Source organism: Streptomyces europaeiscabiei, from assembly GCF_036346855.1.
GTDB lineage: Bacteria > Actinomycetota > Actinomycetes > Streptomycetales > Streptomycetaceae > Streptomyces > Streptomyces europaeiscabiei.
Genome location: NZ_CP107841.1, coordinates 3523293 through 3549058, shown reverse-complemented (window position 1 = coordinate 3549058; position 25766 = coordinate 3523293). Strand labels below are relative to the sequence as shown.

At 71.6% G+C, this 25766-nt stretch carries 19 protein-coding genes; 14 read left to right on the top strand and 5 right to left on the bottom strand.

The window, feature by feature from the left end; all coding sequences use genetic code 11:
* Nucleotides 1-15: 15 nt before the first annotated feature.
* Complete coding sequence (locus OG858_RS15330; protein ID WP_179201211.1) at nt 16-1893, top strand: AMP-dependent synthetase/ligase; 1878 nt, start codon at nt 16-18, stop codon at nt 1891-1893.
* A gap of 77 nt (nt 1894-1970) precedes the next feature.
* Here the strand turns inward: OG858_RS15330 and OG858_RS15325 are convergent, their stop codons facing one another.
* Both OG858_RS15325 and OG858_RS15320 read right to left on the bottom strand, forming a co-directional pair.
* The gene (locus tag OG858_RS15325) at nt 1971-2549 is read right to left on the bottom strand and encodes a response regulator (protein ID WP_319069412.1); all 579 of its coding nucleotides are present in this window, start codon (nt 2547-2549) and stop codon (nt 1971-1973) included.
* Entirely contained in the window at nt 2546-6706 is a 4161-nt protein-coding gene (locus tag OG858_RS15320) for a HAMP domain-containing protein (protein WP_319069411.1), read from the bottom strand. The genes OG858_RS15325 and OG858_RS15320 overlap by 4 nt, the downstream gene beginning before the upstream one ends.
* A 104-nt stretch (nt 6707-6810) precedes the next feature.
* Between OG858_RS15320 and OG858_RS15315 the strand changes: the two genes are divergently transcribed.
* The 3 genes from OG858_RS15315 (at nt 6811) to OG858_RS15305 (ending at nt 11192) form a co-directional block, all read left to right on the top strand.
* On the top strand, nt 6811-9138 hold the full coding sequence (locus tag OG858_RS15315; RefSeq protein WP_327743812.1) for an ATP-binding SpoIIE family protein phosphatase: 2328 nt from the start codon (nt 6811-6813) through the stop codon (nt 9136-9138).
* Nucleotides 9139-9273: 135 nt separating this feature from the next.
* Nucleotides 9274-10506, top strand: coding sequence for a radical SAM family heme chaperone HemW (hemW, locus tag OG858_RS15310; protein WP_086750390.1), 1233 nt, complete (start codon nt 9274-9276; stop codon nt 10504-10506).
* Between the two features lie 158 nt (nt 10507-10664).
* A complete protein-coding gene (locus tag OG858_RS15305; RefSeq protein ID WP_143677350.1) occupies nt 10665-11192 on the top strand; it encodes a hypothetical protein in 528 nt (175 codons plus the stop codon).
* 39 nt (nt 11193-11231) lie between these two features.
* Here the strand turns inward: OG858_RS15305 and OG858_RS15300 are convergent, their stop codons facing one another.
* Both OG858_RS15300 and OG858_RS15295 read right to left on the bottom strand, forming a co-directional pair.
* A complete protein-coding gene (locus tag OG858_RS15300) occupies nt 11232-12047 on the bottom strand; it encodes a DUF3097 domain-containing protein (protein ID WP_086750392.1) in 816 nt (271 codons plus the stop codon).
* A gap of 129 nt (nt 12048-12176) precedes the next feature.
* On the bottom strand, nt 12177-12914 hold the full coding sequence (locus OG858_RS15295) for an MBL fold metallo-hydrolase (protein WP_086750393.1): 738 nt from the start codon (nt 12912-12914) through the stop codon (nt 12177-12179).
* A gap of 337 nt (nt 12915-13251) precedes the next feature.
* Between OG858_RS15295 and hrcA the strand changes: the two genes are divergently transcribed.
* From hrcA to OG858_RS15245, 10 genes are all read left to right on the top strand, one after another.
* Nucleotides 13252-14268, top strand: a complete 1017-nt coding sequence (gene hrcA / locus OG858_RS15290; RefSeq protein ID WP_028796968.1) for a heat-inducible transcriptional repressor HrcA — start codon at nt 13252-13254, stop codon at nt 14266-14268.
* Entirely contained in the window at nt 14269-15402 is a 1134-nt protein-coding gene (gene dnaJ / locus OG858_RS15285; RefSeq protein ID WP_037699860.1) for a molecular chaperone DnaJ, read from the top strand.
* 147 nt (nt 15403-15549) lie between these two features.
* A complete protein-coding gene (locus tag OG858_RS15280; RefSeq protein WP_086750394.1) occupies nt 15550-16656 on the top strand; it encodes a nitronate monooxygenase in 1107 nt (368 codons plus the stop codon).
* Nucleotides 16653-17393, top strand: a complete 741-nt coding sequence (locus OG858_RS15275; RefSeq protein WP_086750395.1) for a 16S rRNA (uracil(1498)-N(3))-methyltransferase — start codon at nt 16653-16655, stop codon at nt 17391-17393. Before OG858_RS15280 ends, OG858_RS15275 begins: the two co-directional genes overlap by 4 nt.
* Before the next feature lie 44 nt (nt 17394-17437).
* The gene (locus OG858_RS15270) at nt 17438-17830 is read left to right on the top strand and encodes a VOC family protein (RefSeq protein ID WP_037699853.1); all 393 of its coding nucleotides are present in this window, start codon (nt 17438-17440) and stop codon (nt 17828-17830) included.
* An 85-nt stretch (nt 17831-17915) separates the two neighbouring features.
* Nucleotides 17916-18479 (top strand): hypothetical protein, encoded by a 564-nt coding sequence (locus tag OG858_RS15265; RefSeq protein ID WP_319069405.1) that lies wholly within the window; start codon nt 17916-17918, stop codon nt 18477-18479.
* Nucleotides 18480-18545: 66 nt separating this feature from the next.
* A complete protein-coding gene (locus OG858_RS15260) occupies nt 18546-21791 on the top strand; it encodes a S41 family peptidase (protein WP_328544788.1) in 3246 nt (1081 codons plus the stop codon).
* 244 nt (nt 21792-22035) lie between these two features.
* Nucleotides 22036-22389, top strand: coding sequence for an HIT domain-containing protein (locus tag OG858_RS15255; protein WP_037699849.1), 354 nt, complete (start codon nt 22036-22038; stop codon nt 22387-22389).
* A 6-nt stretch (nt 22390-22395) separates the two neighbouring features.
* Nucleotides 22396-23304, top strand: coding sequence for a ribonuclease Z (locus OG858_RS15250; protein WP_328544789.1), 909 nt, complete (start codon nt 22396-22398; stop codon nt 23302-23304).
* Between the two features lie 20 nt (nt 23305-23324).
* Entirely contained in the window at nt 23325-24317 is a 993-nt protein-coding gene (locus OG858_RS15245; protein ID WP_086754120.1) for an adenosine deaminase, read from the top strand.
* 10 nt (nt 24318-24327) lie between these two features.
* On the opposite strand, the gene OG858_RS15240 is transcribed toward OG858_RS15245, so the two are convergent.
* Complete coding sequence (locus OG858_RS15240; protein WP_319069401.1) at nt 24328-25521, bottom strand: MFS transporter; 1194 nt, start codon at nt 25519-25521, stop codon at nt 24328-24330.
* Nucleotides 25522-25766: the final 245 nt, after the last annotated feature.

Below are 25766 nucleotides of genomic sequence, written 5' to 3'. Positions count from 1 at the left end.
GCCCCGGAGGATGTCGTGAGCGACACACAGACCCTGATCGAGAACCGTCCGCCGTCCATGGCGGCCCTCTTCCTGGAGCGCGTGGCGGCCACGCCGGACGCCGAGGCCTTCCGCTATCCGGTGCCGCCCGCCTCCGGCCAGGGCCCCTCGGAGTGGAAGTCGCTGAACTGGACGCAGGCGGCCGAACGGGTGAACGCCATCGCGGCCGGGCTCGTCGAGCTGGGCGTAGAGCCGGAGCAGCGCATCGCCCTGTCCTCCGCCACCAGGATCGAGTGGATCCTCTGCGACCTCGGCATCATGTGCGCGGGCGCGGCCAACACCACGGTCTACCCGCAGACGAACGCCGAGGAATCCGCGTACATCCTGTCCGACTCCGGCAGCCGGATCCTCATCGCCGAGGATGCCGCGCAGCTCGCCAAGGCCCGTGAGAAGAAGGCCGAGCTGCCCGAGCTGACGCATGTCATCGTCATCGACCCCGAGGGCGCGGACCTCTCGGAGGACTGGGTGCTCTCCCTCGCCGAGCTGGAGAAGCGCGGCGCCGCGTACCTGGAGAAGAAGCCCGACCTGATCAAGGAGAAGGTCGGCGCGATCACCAAGGACCAGCTCGCCACCCTCATCTACACCTCGGGCACCACGGGCCGCCCCAAGGGTGTCCGTCTGCCGCACGACAACTGGGCGTACATGGCGAAGGCCATCGGCGCGACCGGTCTGCTCGTACCGGAGGACGTGCAGTACCTGTGGCTGCCGCTCGCCCACGTCATGGGCAAGGTGCTCCTCTCGGGTCACATCGAGGTCGGGCACATCACCGCCGTCGACGGCCGGGTCGACAAGATCATCGAGAATCTGCCGGTCGTGCAGCCGACGTACATGGCCGCCGTGCCCCGCATCTTCGAGAAGGTCTACAACGGCGTCGTCGGCAAGGCGCGTGCGGGCGGTCCGGCCAAGTACAAGATCTTCCAGTGGGCGGCGGGGGTCGCCCGCGAGTACGCCAAGGTCAGTCAGGACAACTTCCGGCGCACCGGTACCGCGTCCGTCCCGTTCGGGCTGGAGGCCAAGCACAAGGTCGCCGACGCGCTGGTCTACAAGAAGCTGCGCGAGGCGTTCGGTGGCCGGCTGCGCGCCTGTGTCTCCGGCTCGGTCGCGCTGGCGCCCGAGATCGGCTTCTTCTTCGCCGGCGCGGGCATCCCCATCCTGGAGGGCTACGGCCTCACCGAGTCCTCCGCCGCCTCCTTCCTCAACCCGGGCGAGGCCTACCGCACGGGCACGGTGGGCAAGCCGCTGCCCGGCACGGAGGTGCGCATCGCGGACGACGGCGAGATCCTGCTGCGTGGCCCCGGCATCATGGAGGGCTACCACGGGCTGCCGGAGAAGACCGCGGAGGTCCTGGAGGCCGACGGGTGGTTCCACACCGGTGACATCGGGGAGTTGTCGCCCGACGGGTATCTGCGGATCACCGACCGCAAGAAGGACCTGTTCAAGACGTCCGGTGGCAAGTACATCGCGCCGACCGAGATCGAGGGGCAGTTCAAGGCGCTGTGCCCGTTCACGTCCAACGTCATGGTGATCGGCGCCGACCGCAACTTCTGCACCACCCTCATCGCCCTCGACGAACTGTCCATCCGGGGCTGGGCCGCGGAGAACGGGCTGGAAGGCAAGTCGTACGAGGAGATCATCGCGGCGCCGGCGACGGTCGAGATGGTCGAGGGGTACGTCAAGCAGCTCAACGAGGGCCTGCAGAAGTGGCAGACGATCAAGAAGTTCCGGTTGCTGCCGCGGGATCTCGATGTCGAGCACGGTGAGCTGACGCCGAGCCTGAAGTTGAAGCGGCCTGTGGTGGAGAAGGAGTACCAGCACCTTATCGAGGACATGTACGCGGGGGCCCGGGAGGCGTAGCGCCTTCTGCGGGGGTGGCGGGGACTGCTTGGCGGCTGCGGGATCGTCGTGGCTTGTCGCGCAGTTCCCCGCGCCCCTCAGGAGCGGCTGCCGTGGTCCCTTGTCACCAGGGCTCGGAGGTCTTGCAGCTGTATTCGGACCTCCGGCAGGTCCGGAGTGGATTCGGACAGTTGTTTCTGCAGGGCGGCCAGTTTCGAGTCCACCTGTTCCGTGAGCTCCTGGTGCCCCGCCAGCACGCTCTCCAGTTGCCGGGTCTTGCGGTGCAGATCCAGGAAGACGCTCACCTTCGCCCGCAGCACCCAGGGGTCGAAGGGCTTGGTCACGTAGTCCGCCGCGCCCGTGGCGTAGCCGCGGAAGGTGTAGCCCGCGTCCGCGTCGGTGCCGGTGAGGAAGATGATCGGGACGTCCTTGGTCTGGTCGAGGCGCTTGATGTTGGCGGCGGTCTCGAAGCCGTCCATGCCGGGCATGCGGATGTCCAGCAGGACGACGGCGAAGCGTTGCCGGAGGAGGGCCTTCATGGCCTCCTCGCCCGAACGGGCCCGTACCAGCGGCTCGTTGAGGGATCCCAGGACGGCCTCCAGGGCGATCAGGTTGTCCTCCATGTCGTCGACGAGGAGGATGCCCGCGCGTCCGTCGGTCCGGTCCTGAGTGGTCATGGTGAAGGTGCCTCGTTCTCGTCGGTGCGTTTCTCGGGTGCCGGGTCCGCCGGATCCGCCGGGCTCTCCGAGCCCTCCGGGTCCAGGACCGCGCAGACGACCGTGAGCAGTCGGTCGACGTCCACGGGCTTCGGTACGTAGTCGTTGGCCCCGCGGGCGATGGACTTCTCGCGGTCGCCGGGCATCGCCTTGGCGGTGAGGGCGACGATGGGCAGGCCGGCCCAGCGCGGGGTGCGGCGGATGGCGGAGATCGTCTCGTAGCCGTCCATCTCCGGCATCATGATGTCCATCAGGACGAGTTCGACGTCCGGGTTGCGCTCCAGGGTCTCGATGCCCTCGCGCCCGTTCTCCGCGTACAGGACGGTCATGCCGACGCGGCCCAGGACATGGGTGAGCGCGAAGACGTTGCGGATGTCGTCGTCGACGATCAGCACCCGGCGCCCGGGCAGGACCTGACCGGCACGTCCCGCCTTCCACGCCTCCAGCTTGGTGGGCGCGGGCCAGGTGTCGTCGCTGTCGTGGGCGGCCGGGTACGGCTCGATGGTCAGCTGCTCGGGTACGAGGCTGCCGGGCTCCTCGGCGGTGGGGCCCGTCACTCCGTGGCCGGGGCTGAAGACGGGGACGTACAGCGTGAAGGTGGAGCCCTGGCCGGGGACGCTCTCGGCGATGATGCGGCCGCCCAGCAGGCCGGCGATCTCGCGGCTGATGGACAGGCCGAGGCCGGTGCCGCCGTACTTGCGGTTGGTGGTGCCGTCGGCCTGCTGGAACGCCTCGAAGATCACCGGGAGTTTCTCGGCCGCGATGCCGATACCGGTGTCGGAGACCGCGAAGGCGATCACCTCGTCGTGGTCCTCGCGGGTGAGGCGGTGGTCGGGGTCCTTGACGCGGCTGACGGTCAGCTCGACCCGGCCGGACGCGGTGAACTTGATCGCGTTGGAGAGGAGGTTGCGCAGGATCTGCTGGAGACGCTGCTCGTCCGAGTACATCTCACGCGGCACGTTCTCGCCGACCGTGACCTCGAAGGCCAGGCCCCGGTCGAGGGTGAGGGGGCGGAACGTGGCGTGGACGTAGTCCAGGAGCTTGATGAGCGGGAGACGCTTCGGGCGTACGTCCATCCGGCCCGCCTCGATCTTCGACAGGTCCAGGATGTCGTTGATCAGCTGGAGGAGGTCGGAGCCGGAGCGGTGGATCGTGCTCGCGAACTGCACCTCCTGGTCGGTGAGATGGCCGTCCGGGTTGTCGGAGAGCAGCCGCGCCAGGATCAGGAGCGAGTTCAGCGGGGTCCGGAGTTCATGGGACATGTTCGCCAGGAACTCCGACTTGTACTGCGAGGAGGTGGCCAACAGTGCGGCCTTCTCCTCCAGTTCGGCATTGGAGCGCTGCAACTCCGCCTGCTGTTTCTGGAGTTCGTCGGAGCGTTCCTGGAGCTGCATGGCGAGGCGCTGGGACTCGCCGAGGAGGGACTCCGTGCGGGAGTTGGCGATGATGGTGTTGATGGCGACGCCGATGGTGTTCACGAACTGGTCGAAGAACGCCAGGTGGACGTCGGAGAAACGGGAGAAGGAGGCGAGCTCGATGACGCCGAGGAGCTTGTCCTCGAAGAGGATCGGGATGATCACGACACTGGACGGGGAGGCCTCGCCCAGACCGCTGTTGATCTTGATGTACCCCGGTGGGGCCTCCTCCACCAGGATCCGCTTCTTCTCGCGGGCCGCCTGCGCGACGAGGCCGTGCACGGGCAGGCCGCCGGTCTCGACGGTCGCGCCCTGCGCCGCGCCGTAGCCCGCGATGAAGGCGAGGCCCTTGGTGGGCGCCACCGGGAGCGGGGCCGCGCCGTCCTCGTCGGGGTCGGCCAGGTAGAAGGCGCCGTACTGGGCGTTCACCAGCGGGGTCAGCTCCCGCAGGATCAGGTCGGCGACCTCCATCAGGTCGCGGTGGCCCTGCATCAGGGCGGCGAGGCGGGCGAGGTTGGACTCCAGCCAGTCCTTCGCGCGGGTGGTCTCGCGGAGGTTGGCCACCATCAGGTTGATGTTGTCCTTCAGCTCGGCGACCTCGCCCTGGGTCTCCACCGTGATCGAGCGGGACATGTCTCCCTGGGCCACGGCGGAGGCGACCTCGGCGATCGCACGGACCTGGGTGGTCAGGTTCGACGCGAGTTCGTTCACGTTCGTCGTCAGACGTTTCCAGGTGCCGTACACGCCCTCGACCCTTGCCTGGCCCCCGAGTTGGCCTTCGGAGCCGACCTCGCGGGCGACCCGGGTGACCTCGGAGGAGAAGGAGGAGAGGGTGTCGACCATCGTGTTGATGGCGGTCTTCAGCTCCAGGATCTCGCCGCGCGCGTCCACGTCGATCTTCTTGGAGAGGTCGCCGTTCGCCACGGCCGTGGTCACCTGGGCGATGTTCCTGACCTGTGAGGTCAGGTTGTCCGCCATGTAGTTGACGTTGTCGGTGAGGTCACGCCAGACACCCGACACGCCCAGCACCTGGGCCCGCCCGCCGAGCGCGCCGTCGGTGCCGACCTCGCGGGCGACCCTGGTCACCTCGTCGGCGAAGGCGCGCAACTGCTCCACCATCGTGTTGACGGTGTCCTTCAGCTCCAGGATCTCGCCGCGCGCGTCGACGGTGATCTTCTTGGAGAGGTCGCCGTTGGCGACGGCGGTGGTCACCTGGGCGATGTTGCGGACCTGCGAAGTCAGGTTCAGGGCCATGAAGTTGACGTTGTCGGTGAGGTCCTTCCAGACGCCGGAGACGCCCCGGACCTGGGCCTGGCCGCCGAGGTTGCCCTCGGTGCCGACCTCGCGGGCGACCCTCGTCACCTCGTCCGCGAAGGCGGAGAGCTGGTCCACCATCGTGTTGATCGTCGACTTGAGTTCGAGGATCTCGCCCTTCGCCTCGACCGTGATCTTCTTGCCGAGGTCGCCCTGGGCGACGGCTGTGGAGACGAGGGCGATGTTCCTGACCTGCGAGGTCAGGTTGTCCGCCATGAAGTTGACGTTGTCGGTGAGGTCCTTCCAGACGCCGGAGACGCCCCGGACCTGGGCCCGGCCGCCGAGATTGCCCTCGGTGCCGACCTCGCGGGCGACCCTCGTCACCTCGTCCGCGAAGGCGGAGAGCTGGTCCACCATCGTGTTGATGGTGGACTTCAGCTCCAGGATCTCGCCCTGCGCGTCCACCGTGATCTTCTGGCTCAGGTCGCCGTTGGCGACGGCGGTGGTCACCTGGGCGATGTTGCGGACCTGTGAAGTCAGGTTCGAGGCCATGAAGTTGACGTTGTCGGTGAGGTCCTTCCAGACCCCGGAGACGCCCCGGACCTGGGCCCGGCCCCCGAGCTGCCCCTCGGTGCCGACCTCGCGGGCGACCCTCGTCACCTCGTCCGCGAAGGCGGAGAGCTGGTCCACCATCGTGTTCACGGTGAGCTTCAGCTCCAGCAGCTCGCCGGTCGCCTCGACGGTCACCGTACGGGTGAGGTCGCCGCGCGCCACCGAGGTGGTCACCAGGGCGATGTCACGCACCTGTGCGGTCAGCCGGGCGGCCATGGTGTTGACCGCCTCCGTCACGTCCCGCCAACTTCCCGACAGACCACGGACCTTGGCCCGGCCGCCGAGCCGACCCTCCGTGCCGACCTCGCGGGCGACCCGGGTCACCTCGCCGGTGAACAGCGACAGCTGGTCGACCATCTTGTTCACGGCACGGCCCAACCGCCTCAGATCGCCCCGGAGCTGGCGGTTGCCGTCGTGCAGGTCGACGCGTTGGGTCAGATCGCCGCCCGCCACCGCGTCCAGTACGCGCGTGGCGTTCGCGGCGGGGGCGACCAGGGCGTCGAGCGTCTGGTTCACGTCGTCGACACGGGTCGCCCAGGCGCCCTGGCCAGGACTGGCGGAGAGCCGCTCGTCGAGGCGGCCGTGGCGGACCAACTCCCGCCGCACACGCTGTACTTCGGTGCCGAAGTGGGTGCTACGGTCGATGATCTGGTTGAACAGGGCGCACAGCTCCGCCACCGGGGCGGGGCCCGCCTCCGGGACTTTTGTGAAGCTGCCGTCGCGGGCGGCGGTCATGGCCGCGATCAGCGCGCGGAGATCGGATGCCCGGATCAGTCCGTCCGTTCGGCTGTCTTTCTGGCCGTTTTCGAGCACCCGCGTAGCACTGTTCTCACTCATGGTGGCCCACTTCGGTAACTCGGCGCTTATGGGCGTGGTCAGTCTGTCACTCTGGCCGTGCCGCCTGAGGCCTATTCGTCCGAACTTTCTCAGGGAGCCGCTCAGTGGGGGCCATTCCGACGCAACGGGACATCGTGTCCTGCGCTTCTGATACGCCGGCGCGCGTCGGGTCCGAGTCCCTGTACGCCGCGACCGCGTACGCGGGGCTCGACCGGCGCGCGGCGGCGCACCTGTCGCTTCCCAGCGGTCCGCTCGCGCCGGGAGCCGCCCGGCGCTTCGTCGGCGCCGCGCTCGCGGAATGGGCCGAGCTCGACCTACCGGGTGCCGCCGCCCTCTCCGCCCGCCTCGTCGAGGACGTGCTCGTGGTGGTCAGTGAACTGGTCACCAACGCGGTCGTCCACGCGGGCACGGACGTCGAACTGCTGTGCCGTCTCGGCCGCGACGTCCCTGCCGCAGCCGGGTGGCTGCTCGTCGAGGTCTCGGACCACCACCCCTCCAAGACGGTACGGGACGAGGGCGCCGAACGCCCCTACCTCGTCGAACGGCCCTACGGGGCTGCCGAGTACGGACGTGGCCTGCGTCTGGTCGCCGCGCTCTCCGAAGCCTGGGGGATCACCTATCGGACCGGCGTGAAGACGGTCTGGGCCCGGCTGTCGGTCGACGGGGCGATGGCGGTGGAGGGCACGTTCGAGGCGTACGGCGGGGATGAGGGGGGCGCGGGGGGCGAAGGCGGCTCGGGGGCTGCGGGGAGCGAGGGGACCGAGGAGGTCCAAGAGGTCCGGGGGATCCAGGGGGTTCAAGAGATTCAAGGGGGCGAGAGCTGGGATGCGCGGGCGTACGCCGGTGCTGCTGAAGCGCCGGCGCTCGAAGGCGCGCGGGCGTACGCCGATTACTCCGGCTACGCCGGTGAGGCAGGCCCCGGACTCGGCGTGGGCCCGGTCGATCTGGTCGCCCCCATGCCCCGGCGGGGCGTGGAGCATGACCGGGAGTGGCTGAACCGGGGTGCGCTCTCCTTCCTCGCCGAGGCGTCCGATCTGCTCGCCGGCCAGCTGGACGAGGATCTGGTCGCCGCGCTCGCCGGACAACTGCTGGTGCCGAGACTGGCCGACTGGTGCGCGGTGTGGCTGGAGGAGGAGGGGCTGGGCTGGCGCGGCGGCGACGGTTCGCTCGGCCCGGCGCCACGGCTCGCCCGCGTCTGGCACGGCAGCGAGAACCGCATCGAGGAACTGCGCCGGGCCCTGGAGAAGGATCCACCGAGGCTGCCCGAGTCGGTGAGGTCGCGGGCGGTGCCCGTGCCGTGGCCTCACACGGGGTCGGGGATCGAAGCGACGGATGAGGGGACGGAATCGGGTTCGGGGACCGGAACGGCTTCCGGGAGCGGCGCGCCAAGGGGCCAAGGCGGGCCGGTGGAGGAGGGCCAAGGCGAGGCGGCGGAGGCGGGTGAAAGCGAGGTGGTGGAGGCGGGTGAAGGCGGGGCCGCGCTTGCCTACCGGCTGATCGCCGGAGGGCGGCCGCTCGGCACCCTCGTCATCGGCCGGGCCGGACTGCTCCGCTTCCCGGACGAGGTGACCGGGCTGGTCGAGGACCTCAGCCGACGGATCGCGCTGTCCATCGGCGCGGCCCGTCAGTACGCCCGCCAGGCCACCATCAGCCGCGTCCTGCAGCGCGGACTGCTGCCGGGCGCGGTCGCCGAGATCCCCGGTGTGTCGAGCGCGCTCGTCTACGAGCCGTGCGACAAGGGCGGGCCCAGCGGCGACTTCTACGACCTGTTCCCGGCGGGCCGGGGCCGCTGGGGCTTCGCGATCGGCGACGTGCAGGGCAAGGGCCCCGAGGCGGCGGTGGTCATCGGCCTCGCCCGGCCCTGGCTGCGGCTGCTCGCCCGCGAGGGATACGGCGTCGCGGACGTGCTCGACCGCCTCAACCAGCTCCTCCTCGACGACGCGACCGAGGCGGCGGACGCAGCCGCCCGCGCCCTGGTCACGGCAGGCGACCCCGGCCTCGTCGACCCCGAGGGCCCGCAGACGCGCTTCCTCTCCCTCCTCTACGGCGAACTCGTCCCCGTGGAGGGCGGGGTCCGCTGCACCCTCGCCTCCGCCGGGCACCCGCTGCCGTTGCTCCTGGGCCCCGGCGGCGACGTACGGGCCGTGGCCGAGCCACAGACGCTGCTCGGGGTGATCGAGGACACCGAGTACATCTCCGAGACGTTCGAGCTGCGCTGCGGAGACACGCTGCTCTGCGTGACCGACGGGGTCACCGAGCGGCGCAACGGCCCGCACATGTTCGACGACGGGGACGGTCTCGCCGCAGTGCTCTCCGACTGCGCCGGGCTCGACGCCCAGCTGATCGCCGAACGGATCCGACGACTCGTGCACGAGTTCGGGGAACGCCCGCCGGACGACGATCTGGCGCTGCTGGTGTTGCAGGCGGAGTGACGTAGCGGGGTGACGTAGCGGAATGACGAGAGCGGAGCACCGAACGCCGGTGTGACGGAAGGCGACAGCGGCGTGACGGAAGGTGACAGAAAGTGACGGATTTCGTGGGTCGGCCGGTGCTGGACAATGGAGGGCATGCCTTCCGCACTCCCCGACGGTGAGCCCGTCCCCGACGACGGGGCGCTGCCCGCGCACGCCCTGGCCGGCGCGGCCGAGCGTCCCCTCGGGTTCTATCTGCACGTCCCGTACTGCGCGACCCGCTGCGGCTACTGCGACTTCAACACCTACACCGCGACCGAGCTGCGCGGTACCGGCGGTGTCCTCGCCTCCCGCGACAACTACGCGGACACGGTCGTCGACGAGATCCGCCTCGCCCGCAAGGTCCTCGGCGACGACCCGCGCCCCGTCCGTACGGTCTTCGTCGGTGGCGGCACACCCACGCTGCTGGCCGCCGACGACCTGGTCCGGATGCTGGGGGCGATCCGGGAGGAGTTCGGCCTCGCGGACGACGCGGAGGTGACGACGGAGGCGAATCCGGAGTCGGTCGACCCCGCCTATCTGGAGACCCTCCGGGCGGGCGGCTTCAACCGCCTCTCCTTCGGTATGCAGAGCGCCCGGCAGCACGTCCTGAAGATCCTCGACCGCACGCACACGCCGGGGCGCCCGGAGGCGTGTGTCGCGGAGGCCCGCGCGGCGGGCTTCGACCATGTCAACCTCGACCTGATCTACGGCACGCCGGGGGAGTCCGACGACGACTGGCGGGCCTCCCTGGACGCCGCGCTCGGCGCCGGACCGGACCACGTCTCGGCGTACGCGCTGATCGTCGAGGAAGGCACGCAGCTCGCCCGGCGCATCCGTCGCGGTGAGGTCCCGATGACGGACGACGACGTCCACGCCGACCGCTACCTGATCGCCGAGGAGATGCTCTCGGCCGCCGGCTTCGCCTGGTACGAGGTCTCCAACTGGGCCACCTCCGCGGCCGGCCGCTGCCTGCACAACGAGCTGTACTGGCGCGGCGCCGACTGGTGGGGCGCGGGGCCGGGCGCCCACAGCCACGTCGGCGGCGTGCGCTGGTGGAACGTCAAGCACCCGGGCGCGTACGCGGGCGCGCTGGCGGCGGGTCGGTCCCCGGGGGCCGGGCGGGAGCTGCTGGCGGACGAGGACCGCCGCGTCGAACGGATCCTGCTGGAGCTGCGGCTCCGGGAGGGTTGCCCGCTGTCGCTGCTGCGGGAGGAAGGCCTGGCGGCGGCAGGGCGCGCTCTGTCCGACGGGCTGCTGGAGGCGGCGCCGTACGAGGAGGGGCGCGCGGTGCTCACGCTGCGGGGGCGGTTGCTTGCGGACGCGGTGGTGCGCGACCTGGTGGACTGAGACTGCTGGTGGACCGAGACGGCTACGGCTCTGGTGGGGGCGTAGTCCCTCGGATAGGGTCCCGCCCCATGATCTCTGGGGGAGCGCCGGCTGCGGACGCGACGATATTGCGGTTTGGTCTGCGGCGGTTTCTGTCGCTCCTGCCGTTCGGTCTCATCGTGCTCAATGCCGGTGGGTTCGGCGTGATGGCGGTGGTCCGTGGTCTGAGCCGCGACGGGATCCTCGGCACCGGTTGGGTTGGCGTGCTGTTGATGCTGGTCGCGGTGGGTTTCGCCATCCCGGTCGTCTCCACTTGGCGGACCCGCCGGTGGATGATGGCCTTCGACGCGACGGGATTCTGGTGGATCCGGGGCAAGGAGATCGCCCTGATCCGCTGGGACTCGCTCGCCGGGGTGGGTATCTACTACCACCGGACCTTCACCGTCGAACTGTGCCCCCGGGGCGAGATCGACCGCGACGACCCGCTGCTGTGGCAGTTCGTCCGTGACACGGAACCGCTCCGGCCCGGTCTGCCCCGGCTGCGCTACCGCATCCACCTCCCCCACTCCTTCAAGCCCTACGAGAAGGCCCTGAGCCAGTGGGCGCCCGAGCTGTGGTTCGGGCTGGTGGCGCAGCCGCTGCCGTACGCGGGGCAGCCCGACCGGGCGGGACACCGGGAGCGGTTGGCAAGGCGCGGAGAGGGCTGACCGCCGACGTCACGCACCGCCGAAGTCACCCCGCCGACGTCACGCACCCTCGCCGACCGTGACGAAGTCGATCAACTCCTCCACCCGGCCCAGCAGTTCGGGTTCCAGGTCCCGATAGGACCGCACCCGCGACAGAATCCGCCGCTGCCACACCTCACCCGTGTTTTCCGGCCACCCCAGCGCCCGGCACACCCCCGTCTTCCAGTCCTGGCCGCGCGGCACGCGGGGCCACGCCGTGATGCCCACCGACGACGGCTTCACGGCCTCCCAGACGTCGATGTACGGGTGGCCCACGACGAGCGAGTGGTCGCTGGTCACCGACTCGGCGATACGGGATTCCTTGCTGCCGGGGACCAGGTGGTCGACCAGGACCCCGAGACGGGCGTCCGGTCCGGGGGCGAACTCGGCGACGATCGCGGGCAGGTCGTCCACGCCCTCCAGGTACTCCACCACCACGCCCTCGATACGCAGGTCGTCGCCCCAGACCCGCTCGACGAGTTCGGCGTCGTGGCGGCCCTCGACGTAGATCCGGCCGGCGCGGGCCACGCGGGCGCGGGCGCCGGGTACGGCGACCGAGCCGGAGGCCGTGCGGGAGGGGCGGACGGGGGCCGCGGACGAGGGGCGTACCAGGGTCACCACCCGGCCCTCAAGGAGGAAGCCCCGGGGTTCCAGCGGGAACACACGGTGTTTGCCGAAGCGGTCCTCCAGCGTCACCGTGCCCGCCTCGCAGCCCACGACCGCGCCGCAGAAGCCGGTGGTGGGCTCCTCGACGACCAGACCGGGGTCGGCCGGGACCTCGGGGGCCGGCTTGGGCTTCTTCCAGGGAGGGGTCAGGTCGGGTGAGTACTGGCGCATTCGGATGACGATAGGAGAAGCCGCGCCCGGATGTCCCCCGCTCAGCGCGACACGCCGATGGCTGATGGCTGATTGCCGATGTCCGGTGACAGGCCATGGCCCGCGCCGACCGAGGTCCACCGCGACCGGCTAGGACACGCCGAAGCGCCCTGCCAGCGCGTCCCGTTGGGCCCGTACGAACGCCGCGTCCACCACCGCCCCGTGGCCGGGCACGTACAACGCGTCCTCGCCGCCCAGCTCCAGGAGCCGGTCCAGGGCGGCCGGCCAGCGGGAGGGGACCGCGTCGGGGCCCGCCTGGGGTTCGCCGGACTCCTCGACCAGGTCCCCGCAGAACACGACCCCGGGGCGGCCGTGCGCGGTCCCGGGGACCAGGACGGCCAGGTCGTGGCCCGTGTGCCCCGGGCCCACGTTCGCCAGGAGCACCCGGACGTCGCCGCCCAGGTCGAGCGTCCACTCGCCGGAGACGTGGTGGTGGGGGCGTACGAGGAGGTCGGCGGCCTCGGTGGCGTCCGCCGGGGGGAGGCCGTGGTGCACGGCGTCCGCGCGGAGGGCGTCGCACGCACCGGTCGGGACGCCGTCGACGCCCATCGCGCCGAAGACCTCCACCCCGGTGAACGCCGCCGCCCCGAAGACATGGTCGAAGTGGGGGTGGGTGAGCGCGAGATGTGTCACACGGGCGCCCCCGAGCAGTCGGCGCGCCTCGGTGCGCAACCGCGCGCCCTCCGGCAGGCTCGAACCCGCGTCGATCATGAGGGCCGAACCGTCCCCGACCACCAGTCCGACCGTGCAGTCCCAGCCGGGAAGGCGGCACCGTCCGACCCGGGGCGTCAATCCCTGCCATCCGCACTCTTCCCAAGTCACCGTCATGCGCCGACGCTAGCTGTAGCTCCCCGCGTGCCGGGTGAGGGAGGGCGCCGGGGGAGGCCGGCGGGAAGGCTTCGGACCGGCCGCGGGCAGGCCGAAGGGTGACGTGGCCACCGATGTGCCGCCGGCCGGCGGTCCGGGTGGCGTCGACGGTCGCCGAACTCGCCGGTAGGAAGTGGCCCGACATCGTCGGACAGGTCGGTACACGTCGGCACGACATGGCTGGACCGGCCTTGCCGGGGGCGTACCCCACCGCCGTACACTGGGCGGGGAGTGTTGGCACTCGCCCGGGGTGAGTGCCAAGGGAGAGCCACAGGAGAGCGAGCTGGAGGTGTGCGCGGTGCTCAGTGAACGCAGGCTCCAGGTGCTGCGCGCCATCGTCCAGGACTACGTGGGCACCGAGGAGCCGGTCGGTTCCAAGGCGCTCACGGAGCGGCACAACCTGGGCGTCTCCCCGGCGACCGTCCGCAACGACATGGCGGCGCTGGAGGACGAGGGCTTCATCGCCCAGCCCCACACCAGCGCGGGCCGCATCCCCACCGACAAGGGGTACCGGCTCTTCGTCGACAAGCTGGCCGGCGTCAAACCGATGACCCCGCCCGAGCGGCGCGCCATCCAGAACTTCCTGGACGGCGCCGTCGACCTCGACGACGTGGTGGCCAGAACCGTACGGCTGCTCGCGCAGCTCACCCGGCAGGTCGCCGTCGTGCAGTATCCGTCGCTCACACGGTCGACGGTGCGGCACGTGGAGTTGCTGTCGCTGGCCCCCGCCCGGCTGATGCTCGTGCTGATCACGGACACGGGACGGGTGGAGCAGCGGCTGGTCGACTGCCCGGCGCCGTTCGGAGAAACGTCACTCGCGGATCTGCGCGCCCGGCTCAACAGCAAGGTCGCGGGCCGCCGGTTCACCGACGTGCCGAGGCTGGTCGAGGACCTGCCCGAGGCGTTCGACGTCGAGGACCGGGGCACGGTCACGACGGTGCTCTCCACCCTGCTGGAAGCACTCGTCGAGGAGAGCGAGGAGCGGCTGATGATCGGCGGTACCGCCAATCTCACCCGCTTCGGACATGACTTCCCCCTCACCATCCGGCCCGTTCTGGAAGCCTTGGAGGAGCAGGTCGTCCTCCTCAAGTTGCTTGGCGAGGCCGGGGATTCGGGCATGACCGTACGCATCGGTCATGAGAACGCGTATGAGGGACTCAACTCCACGTCCGTCGTCTCCGTCGGTTACGGTTCGGGCGGCGAGGCGGTAGCGAAACTGGGCGTGGTCGGACCTACGCGCATGGATTATCCGGGAACGATGGGAGCGGTACGAGCGGTGGCACGGTACGTCGGACAGATCCTGGCGGAGTCCTGAGTGGCCACGGACTATTACGCCGTGCTCGGCGTGCGCCGCGACGCTTCCCAGGACGAGATCAAGAAGGCGTTCCGGAGGCTCGCGCGCGAGCTGCACCCGGACGTCAACCCCGATCCGAAGACCCAGGAGCGGTTCAAGGAGATCAACGCCGCCTACGAGGTGCTCTCGGACCCGCAGAAGAAGCAGGTCTACGACCTCGGCGGCGACCCGCTGTCCCAGGCGGGCGGCGGCGCGGGCGGCTTCGGCGCCGGTGGCTTCGGTAACTTCTCGGACATCATGGACGCCTTCTTCGGTACGGCGTCGCAGCGGGGTCCTCGGTCGCGTACGCGCCGGGGCCAGGACGCGATGATCCGGCTGGAGATCGACCTCGACGAGGCGGCCTTCGGCACGACGAAGGACATCCAGGTCGACACGGCCGTCGTGTGCACGACCTGCAGCGGCGAGGGCGCGGCCCCGGGGACCACCGCCCAGACCTGTGACATGTGTCGCGGTCGTGGTGAGGTCTCGCAGGTCACGCGGTCCTTCCTCGGTCAGGTCATGACCTCCCGGCCCTGCCCGCAGTGCCAGGGGTTCGGCACGATCGTCCCCAACCCGTGTCCCGAGTGCGCGGGCGACGGGCGGGTGCGGTCGCGGCGGACGCTCACCGTCAAGATCCCGGCCGGTGTCGACAACGGCACACGGATCCAGCTCGCCGGTGAGGGCGAGGTCGGGCCCGGTGGCGGTCCCGCCGGTGACCTCTACGTCGAGATCCACGAGCTGCCGCACTCGACGTTCCAGCGGCGCGGCGACGATCTGCACTGCACGGTGACGATCCCGATGACGGCGGCGTCCCTCGGCACGAAGGTGCCGCTGGAGACGCTGGACGGTCTCGAGGAGGTCGACATCCGGCCCGGGACGCAGTCCGGGCAGTCGATCCCGTTGCACGGGCGGGGCGTCACGCATCTGCGGGGCGGCGGCCGAGGCGATCTGATCGTCCACGTCGAGGTCCAGACGCCGACGAAGCTCGACCCGGAGCAGGAGGGGCTGCTGCGGCAGCTGGCGGTGCTTCGGGGTGAGGAGCGGCCCACGGGGCAGTTCCAGCCCGGGCAGCAGGGCCTGTTCTCGCGGCTGAAGGACGCGTTCAACGGGCGCTGACCGGTTGTCCGCCGGGGTGCGGGTGATGCGTGGCCGGTCGCCCACGTGGCGGAGCCGCACATGTCACAGCCCCGCGTCCCTTACGGGGCCGGGGCCCGCACCCTTCCCCGATTCGGCGAAGTCCGGTGGACATGGCAACATGCCGTCATGTCCTCCGCACTGACCGATCTCGTCCCGCTGCCGATCGTGCAGGCCCCGATGGCGGGCGGTGTGTCCGTGCCGCGGCTGGCCGCCGCCGTGTCCGAGGCGGGCGGGCTGGGGTTCCTCGCCGCCGGGTACAAGACGGCCGACGGGATGTACCAGGAGATCAAGGCGCTCAGGGCGCTCACCTCGCGCCCCTTCGGCGTGAACCTCTTCATGCCGCAGCCGGAGTATGCCGAGCCGGCCGCCGTCGAGGTGTACGCGGAGCAGCTGGCCGGTGAGGCCACCTGGTACGACGCCGAGCTGGGCGACCCCGACAGCGGGCGCGACGACGGCTACGAGGCCAAGCTCGCGGTGCTGCTGGACAACCCCGTGCCGGTGGTGTCGTTCCACTTCGGCTGCCCGACCCCCGAGATCATCGAGTCCTTCGCCCGCAAGGGCACGCTCACCCTGGTCACCGCGACCTCGGCGGAGGAGGCACAGGCCGTGGAACGGTCCGGGGCCCACGCCGTGATCGTGCAGGGCGTCGAGGCGGGCGGTCACCAGGGCACACACCGGGACGACCCCGAGCGGGACTGCGCAGGCATCGGCCTGCTCTCCCTGGTCGCCCAGGTCCGCGAGGCCGTGGCGCTGCCGATGGTCGCGGCCGGCGGCATCATGCGCGGCGGCCAGATCGCCGCCCTCCTCACGGCGGGCGCGACCGCGGCCCAGCTCGGCACGGCGTTCCTCGCCACCACCGAGTCCGGCGCGCACGCCGTGCACAAGCAGGCGCTGACCGATCCCCTCTTCGTCCGCACGGAGCTGACCCGCGCCTTCTCCGGGCGCCCGGCGCGCGGTCTGGTCAACCGGTTCATGCGCGAGCACGGCCCGTACGCGCCCGTCGCCTACCCCGAGGTCCACCACCTCACCTCGCCGCTGCGCAAGGCCGCCGCCAAGGCCGGGGACGCGCAGGGCATGGCGCTGTGGGCCGGGCAGGGGCACCGGATGGCCCGGGACCTGCCGGCCGGGGAACTGGTCGAGGTGCTGGCCGCCGAGATCGCCGCCGCGCAGGCCGAGCAGGCCTCCGCGCAGGTCGGCGGGCAGGGCGGCCGGACCGGGAGCGAGGGCCGATGACCGCGCCGGTGTTCGTGGTGGAGCGGTTCGACGGCCGGGGATCGGAGATCGTGCTCGACGGCCCCGAAGGGCGGCACGCCGTCTCGGTGAAGCGGCTGCGGCCCGGCGAGGACGTGATCCTCACCGACGGGCGGGGCCGGTGGCTGGAGGGCTCGGTGAAGGCCGCCGAGGGCAAGGACCGGCTGGTCGTCATGGACGTGGGGTCCATCCTTGAGGAGCCCCCGGCGCAGCCCCGTGTCACCGTCGTCCAGGCGCTGCCCAAGGGCGACCGGGGCGAAGTGGCCGTGGAGACCATGACCGAGGTCGGCATCGACGCGATCGTGCCCTGGGCCGCCTCCCGCTGCATCACCCAGTGGAAGGGCGAGCGGGGACTGAAGGCCCTCGCCAAGTGGCGGTCCACCGCGCGGGAGGCGGGCAAGCAGTCCCGCCGGGTGCGGTTCCCCGAGATCGCGGACGCGGCCACGAGCAAGCAGGTCGCGGCGCTGCTGGCGAAGGCCGACTTCGCCGCCGTACTGCACGAGAGCGGCGACGGGACACTGGCCACGGCCGAGCTGCCGACGGCCGGGGAGATCGTGCTCGTCGTGGGGCCCGAGGGGGGCGTGTCGCCCGAGGAGCTGGCGCTCTTCGGCGAGGCGGGCGCGGGGGCGTATCGACTCGGACCCAGTGTGCTGCGCACATCGACCGCCGGTACGGCGGCCGGGGCGCTGCTGCTGGGCAGAACCGGACGCTGGTCCTGACCGGCCCGGTCCCGACCGCCGTCCCCGAAACCCCTGGGAGCATCGTGGAACTCGCACAAGTAAGGCTGCTCGTCTCCGACTTCGCCGCTTGTTACCGCTTCTACGCCGATGTCCTCGGGCTGAAGCCGCAGTCCGGGGCGGCCGAGGGGCCGTACGAGAAGTTCAGTCCGGCGGTCGGGTCCGCGGGCATCGCCCTGCAGGACCGGGCGATGATGGCGCAGGTGCTCGGGGAGCTGGCCGACGCGGCGAACGGGCACCGGTCGCTGGTCGTCCTGCGGGTCGACGACCTCGACACGTACTGCGAGCAGATCACCGCGCGCGGCGCGCGGCTCCTCCACGGGCCCGCACCCATGACCGACCGGATGCGCGTGGCCCATCTCAAGGACCCCGAGGGGAACTTGGTGGAGCTGCAGGAATGGCTGCTGCTGCGCGGCTGACGACCTCCGCACCCGTTCACTCCTCCCGGCAGCATGGCCGCATGCGGTCTTCCGTCGCGCGGCGGGCGGTGGCAGGCTGCCGTGCATGGGGCCATGGAGGCGGGTCAGGGCATACCGGACAGGCGGGCGCCGGCTCCTGCTGGGAGCAGGGCTCGGCATCGGCGCGGTCCTGGGCCTGGTCGCCTGCGAGGGCGGCGGGCTCAACACCGGCGCGGTCGCGTTCACGACGGACCAGCTGGGCACCAGGGAACTGGAGCGGCAGGGTCTCGACGTCCAGTGGCTCACCTGCACGGCGTCCTACGACGGCGACGGCGGCACACGGGACGACGGCAAGACGTCCAGGTCGCCGTCCGCTTCCGCCAACACCGTCGCGAACGTCGACTGCACGGGCGAGGACAAGGAAGGCCGGGACATCTCCCTCACCGGGAAGGTGACGAAAGAGGTCGACGGCAGGTGCGTCCGCGGGGACCTGAGAGCGAAGGTCGGCGGCAAGGAGTGGTTCCACGTCGACGTGCTGGGCAACTGCGACGCCCCCGACCCGGCACCCGGGTCGCCCGACCCGGACCGGCCGGGACCCACCGTGACGGTCACCGTCACCCAGACCATCTGGTGCCAGAAGGACCCGGCGTGCCTGCCCGAGGGCAAGTGAGGCCCGGCGCGAGGGACATGATCCAAACCCCTCCCAATCCGTCCGAACGCTGCTTACAGTGACCGGGTGACTCAGCTCGCGTATTTCCGGTATCCGCACCTGCACGGCGACCTGGTCGCCTTCACCGCCGAGGACGACGTGTGGGTCGCGCCTCTGGACGGCGGCCGTGCCTGGCGGGTCAGCGCGGACAACGTGCCCGTGAACCATCCGCGGATCTCCCCGGACGGCACCACCGTCGCGTGGACCTCCACGCGGGACGGCGCGCCCGAGGTGCATGTCGCGCCCCTCGACGGCGGATCGGCCAAGCGCCTGACGTACTGGGGGAGTTGGCGCACCCAGGTGCGCGGGTGGACGCCCGACGGCCAGGTCCTGGCGCTCAGCACCCAGGGCCAGGCCAGCCTCCGCCGGAGCTGGGCGCGCGCCGTCCCGCTCGACGGCGGCCCGGCCACCACCCTCCCGTACGGGCCGGTCGGCGATGTCGCCCACGGCCCCGCCACCGTGCTGCTGTCCGCGCCGATGGGCCGCGAGGCCGCCTGGTGGAAGCGGTACCGGGGCGGCACGGCGGGCAAGCTGTGGATCGACCGCGCGGCCGAGGACGGCAAGGACACCGAGGGCACCGGGCCGGCCGGTGAATTCGTACGGCTGCACGCCGAGTTGGACGGAAACATCGAGTACCCGCTGTGGGTCGGGGACCGGATCGCGTTCCTGTCCGACCACGAGGGCGTCGGAGCGCTGTACTCCTCCCTCGCCGACGGATCGGACCTGCGGCGGCACACACCGGTCGACGGTTTCTACGCCCGCCACGCGGCCACCGACGGCACCCGGGTCGTGTACACGTCCGCCGGTGAGCTGTGGCTGCTGGACGACCTGGACGGGGCCGAGCCGCGCAGGCTGGACATTCGGCTCGGTGGACAGCGCGTCGACCTCCAGCCGTTCCCGGCGAACGCCTCCCGCTGGTTCGGCTCCGCCTCGCCCGACCACACGGCCCGGGGCAGCGCCGTTTCCGTACGCGGCTCCGTCCACTGGATCACCCACCGTTCCGGCCCCGCCCGCGCGCTCGCCGCCGAGCAGGGCGTACGGGCCCGACTGCCGCGCACCTTCCGGGTGGAGGGCGAGGAGTGGGTGGTGTGGGTGACGGACGCGGAGGGCGACGACGCGCTGGAGTTCGCCCCGGCGACCGGCGTCGGCCCCGGCGCCACCCCGCGCCGGCTCGCCGCAGGGCAGCTGGGCCGCGTCCTCGGGCTCGCCGTCGCGCCCGACGGCAGCCGGGTCGCCGTCGCCACGCACGACGGCCGGGTCCTGCTCGTCGAACGGGAGACCGGAGAGGTCCGCGAGGTCGACCGCAGCGAGGACGGCGAGGTGACCGGCCTGGTCTTCTCGCCCGACTCGGCCTGGCTCGCCTGGTCGCATCCCGGCCCGCGCCCGCTGCGCCAGCTGAAGCTCGCCAACACGGCCGACCTTTCCGTCACCGAGGCGACCCCGCTCCGCTTCCAGGACTTCTCACCGGCGTTCACGCTCGACGGCAAGCACCTCGCCTTCCTCTCCGCCCGCGCCTTCGACCCCGTCTACGACGAACACGTCTTCGACCTCCACTTCGTCAGCGGGGCCCGCCCGCACCTCATCACGCTCGCCGCGACCACCCCGTCCCCTTTCGGGCCGCAGCGCCACGGCAGGCCGTTCGAGGCGCCCGACAAGGACGAGACCCCGGACAGCGAGGGCGCCCCCGCGACCCGGATCGACCTCGAAGGGCTCGCCGACCGGATCGTCCCCTTCCCGGTCGAGGCCGCCCGCTACTCGACGCTCCGCGCCGCCAAGGACGGCGTCCTGTGGCTGCACCACCCCGTCACCGGCGTCCTCGGCCACTCCCGGGCCACGCCCGACGACCCCGACCCGAAGTCCTCCCTGGAGCGCTACGACCTCGCGCAGCGGCGCCTCGAATACCTCGCTTCCGACGCCGACCACTTCACCGTCAGCGGCGACGGCAAGCGGGTCCTGCTGTGGACCGACGGCAAGCTCAAGGTCGTCCCCAGCGACCGGCGTGCCTCGAACGACGACGAGAGCGACACGAACATCACGGTCGACCTCTCGCGCGTACGCCGGACCGTCGACCCGGCCGCCGAGTGGCGGCAGATGTTCGACGAGACCGGCCGTCTCATGCGGGACAACTTCTGGCGCCCGGACCTGGGCGGGGTGGACTGGGACGGCGTCCTGGACCGGTACCGTCCGGTCCTCGACCGACTGGCCACGCACGACGACCTGGTCGACCTGCTGTGGGAGGTGCAGGGCGAGTTGGGTACCTCGCACGCCTACGTCACCCCGCGAGGCCGGGGCGGTTCCGGCGACCGGCGGCAGGGGCTGCTCGGGGCGGACGTCTCCCGGCACGAGGACGGCCCGCAGGGGTCCGTGCTGTGGCGCATCGACCGGGTGCTGCCGTCGGAGACCTCCGACCCCGACGCGCACTCGCCGCTCACCGCGCCGGGTGTGGCCGTGCGGGCCGGGGACGCGATCGTCGCCGTGGGCGGGCAGCCGGTCGACCCGGTGGCCGGGCCCGGACCGCTGCTCGTCGGCACGGCGGGCAAGGCGGTCGAGCTGACCGTCCTGCCGTCCGGTGGCGGGGATCTCCGGCATCCCGTCGTGGTGCCCATCTCCGACGAGGAGCCGTTGCGGTACCACGCGTGGGTGGCGGACCGGCGGGCCTACGTCCACGGGAGGTCCGGTGGCCGGCTCGGGTATCTGCACGTGCCCGACATGGTCGGTTCCGGCTGGGCCCAGCTCCACCGCGACCTGCGCGTCGAGGTGGCCCGGGAGGGGCTCGTCGTGGACGTCCGGGAGAACCGGGGCGGGCACACGTCTCAGCTCGTCGTGGAGAAGCTCGCGCGGCGGATCGTCGGATGGGACCTGCCGCGCGGGATGCGGCCGACCAGCTATCCCGACGACGCGCCCCGGGGGCCCGTCGTCGCCGTCGCCAACGAGTTCTCCGGGTCCGACGGGGACATCGTCAACGCGGCGATCAAGGCTCTGGGGATCGGGCCGGTGGTCGGTACGCGGACGTGGGGCGGTGTCGTCGGGATCGACAGCCGGTATCGGCTGGTGGACGGGACGCTCGTGACGCAGCCGAAGTACGCCTTCTGGCTGGAGGGGTACGGGTGGGGGGTCGAGAACCACGGGGTCGATCCGGACGTGGAGGTCGTGCAGGCGCCGCAGGATCACGCGGCGGGGCGGGATCCGCAGTTGGACGAGGCGATCCGGATCGCGTTGGCGGGCCTTGAGGAGACTCCGGCGAAGGTGGCACCGCCGCTGCCCGAGGCGTAGTTCTTCCTCGCCCCCGCCGCCCCTGCCCGTCCCGTCCCTCGGGGCTCCGCCCCGGACCCGTTCGCGCAGTTCCCCGCGACCCTTTTCAGGGGCGCGGGGAACTGCGCGAACAGCCACGACGAACCCGCGGACGGGGGTCGAAGGGGCGCAGCCCCTGGGGACGGGAATGGGTAAGGGCGGCGGGGGCGGAATCACCTCGCTACGATGCCCCGGTAGGCGATCACACCAGTGGCTGGAGGCATGGATGGCTGGGGAGCCGCAGGACGACTGCCTGTTCTGCAAGATCGTGGCAGGGCACGTACCGGCGACGATCGTGAGGGAGACGGACACGACGGTCGCGTTCAGGGACATCAACCCACAGGCACCGACGCACGTCCTGGTCATTCCGAAGGCGCACTACGCGGACGCCGCGACACTCGCCGCCGCCGCCCCGGAACTCGCCGCGGACGTCCTCCGCGAGACGCGGGCCGTCGCCGACGAGGACAAGCTGGAGAGCTACCGGGTCGTCTTCAACACCGGTGGCGGCGCAGGCCAGACCGTGTTCCACGCGCACGCCCACGTCGTCGGTGGTCGTGGCCTGCAGTGGCCCCCCGGATAACGGGCCGTGTCCGTACGTGAACTGGTGGTCCTCGGCACCGCCAGCCAGGTCCCGACCCGGCACCGCAACCACAACGGCTATCTGCTGCGCTGGGACGCGGAAGGACTGCTCTTCGACCCGGGCGAGGGCACCCAGCGGCAGATGCTGCGCGCCGGGGTCGCCGCGCACGACCTGAACCGCATATGTGTCACCCATTTCCACGGGGACCACTCGCTGGGGCTGGCCGGGGTGATCCAGCGGATCAACCTCGACCGTGTGCCCCACGACGTCACCGCGCACTACCCGCGCTCCGGGCAGCGGTTCTTCGACCGGCTGCGGTACGCCACCGCGTACCGGGAGACGGTCCCGCTGATCGAGGCACCGGTCGACGGGGAGGGCGGGGCGCTGGCCGCCGGGCCGTCGTACGCGCTCGACGCGCGGAGGCTCTCGCACCCCGTCGAGTCGTACGGGTACCGGCTCGTCGAGCCCGACGGGCGGCGGATGCTGCCCGAGCGGCTCGCCGAGCGCGGGATCAAGGGGCCGGACATCGGGCGGCTCCAGCGGGAGGGCGCGATCGACGGCGTCCGTCTCGACGACGTCAGCGAGGTGCGGCGCGGACAGCGGTTCGCGTTCGTCATGGACACCCGGCTGTGCGACGGGGTCTACGCCCTCGCCGACGCGGCCGACATGCTCGTCATCGAGTCCACGTTTCTCGACGAGGACGTTCAACTCGCAGTGGATCACGGGCATCTGACGGCCGGTCAGGCCGCCTCGGTGGCCCGGGAGTGCGGCGTACGGCATCTGGTGCTGACCCACTTCAGCCAGCGGTACTCCGAGCCCGCCGAGTTCGAACGGCAGGCGCGGGCCGCCGGGTTCGAGGGGGAGCTGACCGTGGCGCACGACCTGATGCGGGTTGCGCTTCCGAAACGGCGGTAGAGCAGCCGTACGATGCTTTGATGTCCCTCCCCAAAGCTGAACTGCACCTGCACATCGAAGGAACCCTGGAGCCGGAGCTGGCGTTCGCGCTGGCCGCCCGGAACGGGGTCGCGCTGCCGTACGCGGACACGGAGGAGCTCCGCAAGGCGTACGAGTTCGAGGATCTGCAGTCCTTCCTGAACCTGTACTACGAGCTGATGGCCGTGCTCCGCACCGAACAGGACTTCGCGGACCTCGCCGACGCCTATCTGGCCCGCGCCGCCGCCCAGGGCGTACGGCACGCGGAGATCTTCTTCGATCCGCAGGCCCACATCGCGCGGGGCGTCGGGATGGGGACGATCGTCGAGGGGCTGTGGCGGGCACTGCGGAGGAGCGAGGAGACACACGGGGTCTCCACTCAGCTGATCATGTGCTTTCTGCGGGACGAGTCCGCGGCGTCGGCCCTCGACACCCTGGAGGCCGCGAAGCCGTACCTCGACCGGATCGTCGGGATCGGGCTGGACTCGGCCGAGGTCGGGCATCCGCCGGCCAAGTTCCGTGAGGTGTACGAGGCGGCCGCCGCGCTGGGCCTGCGGCGCGTCGCGCACGCGGGGGAGGAAGGGCCGCCGGAGTACATCACCGAGGCCCTCGACGTCCTCGGTGTCGAACGTGTCGACCACGGACTGAGGTGCATGGAGGACCCCGCCCTCGTCGAGCGGCTGGTGCGGGACCGCGTCCCGCTGACGCTGTGCCCGCTGTCGAACGTCCGGCTGCGGACCGTCGACACCCTCGCCGACCACCCGCTGCCCGCCATGCTCGACGCGGGCCTGCTCTGCACGGTCAACTCCGACGACCCGGCCTACTTCGGCGGGTACGCCGGAGACAACTTCGACGCCGTCCGGCAGCGGCTCGGCCTGGGCGAGGACCGGCTGCGCGAACTGGCCCGCAACTCGTTCACCGCGTCCTTCCTGGAACACGACGAGGAGCGGCGGGCCCGGTACCTCGCCGAGGTGGACGCGTACGAGTTCGGGTGAGCGCGGTGCCTCAGGCCGCCGGGCGGTACTGCGGCTGCTCGGCGGTCGCCTGCTCCCGGTAGCGGGCGTGCTCCGTCGTGGGTGTGGTCGTGCGCAGGGCCACCCGGGTCATGGGGCCCGTGATGAGGAGGAGGCCCACGGCCAGGAGCGCGCCCATCGCCGGGTAGCCGACATGGGCGGCGAGCAGGCTGCCGACGAGGGGGCCGGCGGCCGTGCCGAGCGAGGACGCGGAGCCGACGAGGACCGCCCAGCGGCCGCGCGGGTCGAGGGAGGCGGCGAGGCCGATGAGGTACGACAGGACGACCGGGTAGAGGGTGTTCCAGGCGATCTCGCCCGTCGCGAACGTCGGCAGGTCCCTCGCGGTGGCGCTGAGCGCGATGCAGCCGGCGATGAGCGCCGTGCCGGCGCCGATGGGGAGCGCGCGGCCGAAGCGCGCGCCCAGCGCACTCGCCCCGATCACCCCGAGCAGGCCCGCGCCGAGCGCCGTCGCGAAGACCGCGCCGACGGTGACCTCGGTGAGCCCGGCCTGGGTGGTGCCGATCCGGCCGCTGACACCCCAGAGGGAGTTCTGCGCCAGGGACCACAGGGCGAGCGTGACGGCGAGGGTGATGCCGTGGCGGAGGTGGGGCAGCGGGCCCCGTTCACGGGCGACGTGGGTCGTTGCCACCGGGGCCGCGAGACGGGCCGTCGCCGGGAGGGTGAGCAGGGCCGCGAGGGCGAGGGCGGCGAGTGGGAGGCCGTGGCCGGGGCCCAGCCGGGGGATCGTCAGATACAGCGTGCCGGCCAGCGCCGAGACGCTCAGCAGGCCCTGCGTGGACACCCGGTGCGGGTCGCTCTGCGCGGCGATGCCGGTCGCGGCCACGGCGGTCGCCGTACCGGAGCCGAAGCCGCCGAGGACCGCGCCCGCGACCACCGCGGGGAGGGCCGTGGTGAGCGCGGCGGTGCCGTAGCCGGCGGCGGCGAGCAGCAGGCCCACGCGGGCGAGGCGGCGGGGGCCGAGCCGTGCCACGTGGGCGGCGAGCGTGAAGCCCGCCGTGGCCGAACCCAGCAGCAGGGCACTGCCGACGGCGCCCGCCTCGGTGGTGGTGAGGGGGAGGGCCGCGTCGAGTCTGCCCACGGTGGTGGGCAGGAGGTACGCGGCGAGATACCCGGCCGTGAAAAGGGCGACGAGGGGCCAGGGTGGGGTGGTGGTGCGGGGGGACACGGGCGTTCCTGGACGTGCGAAGGTGCGGCTCGATGAGCTCGATGAGGGGGTTGGGCGGCTGGCTGTCGACGGACAGGGGCGCGCGGAGAATTAGTATCACGCCGCGTTTGGGGCGGGGATTGCTGGGTAGCAGTGGGGATTTTTGGGTTGCTGGGCGGGTACTTCGGCCGCGGGCGGGTGGGGCTTCTCGCGCAGTTCCCCGCGCCCCTTGACGGCATGGGGCGCGCCCCGGGGTCTTCAGGGGC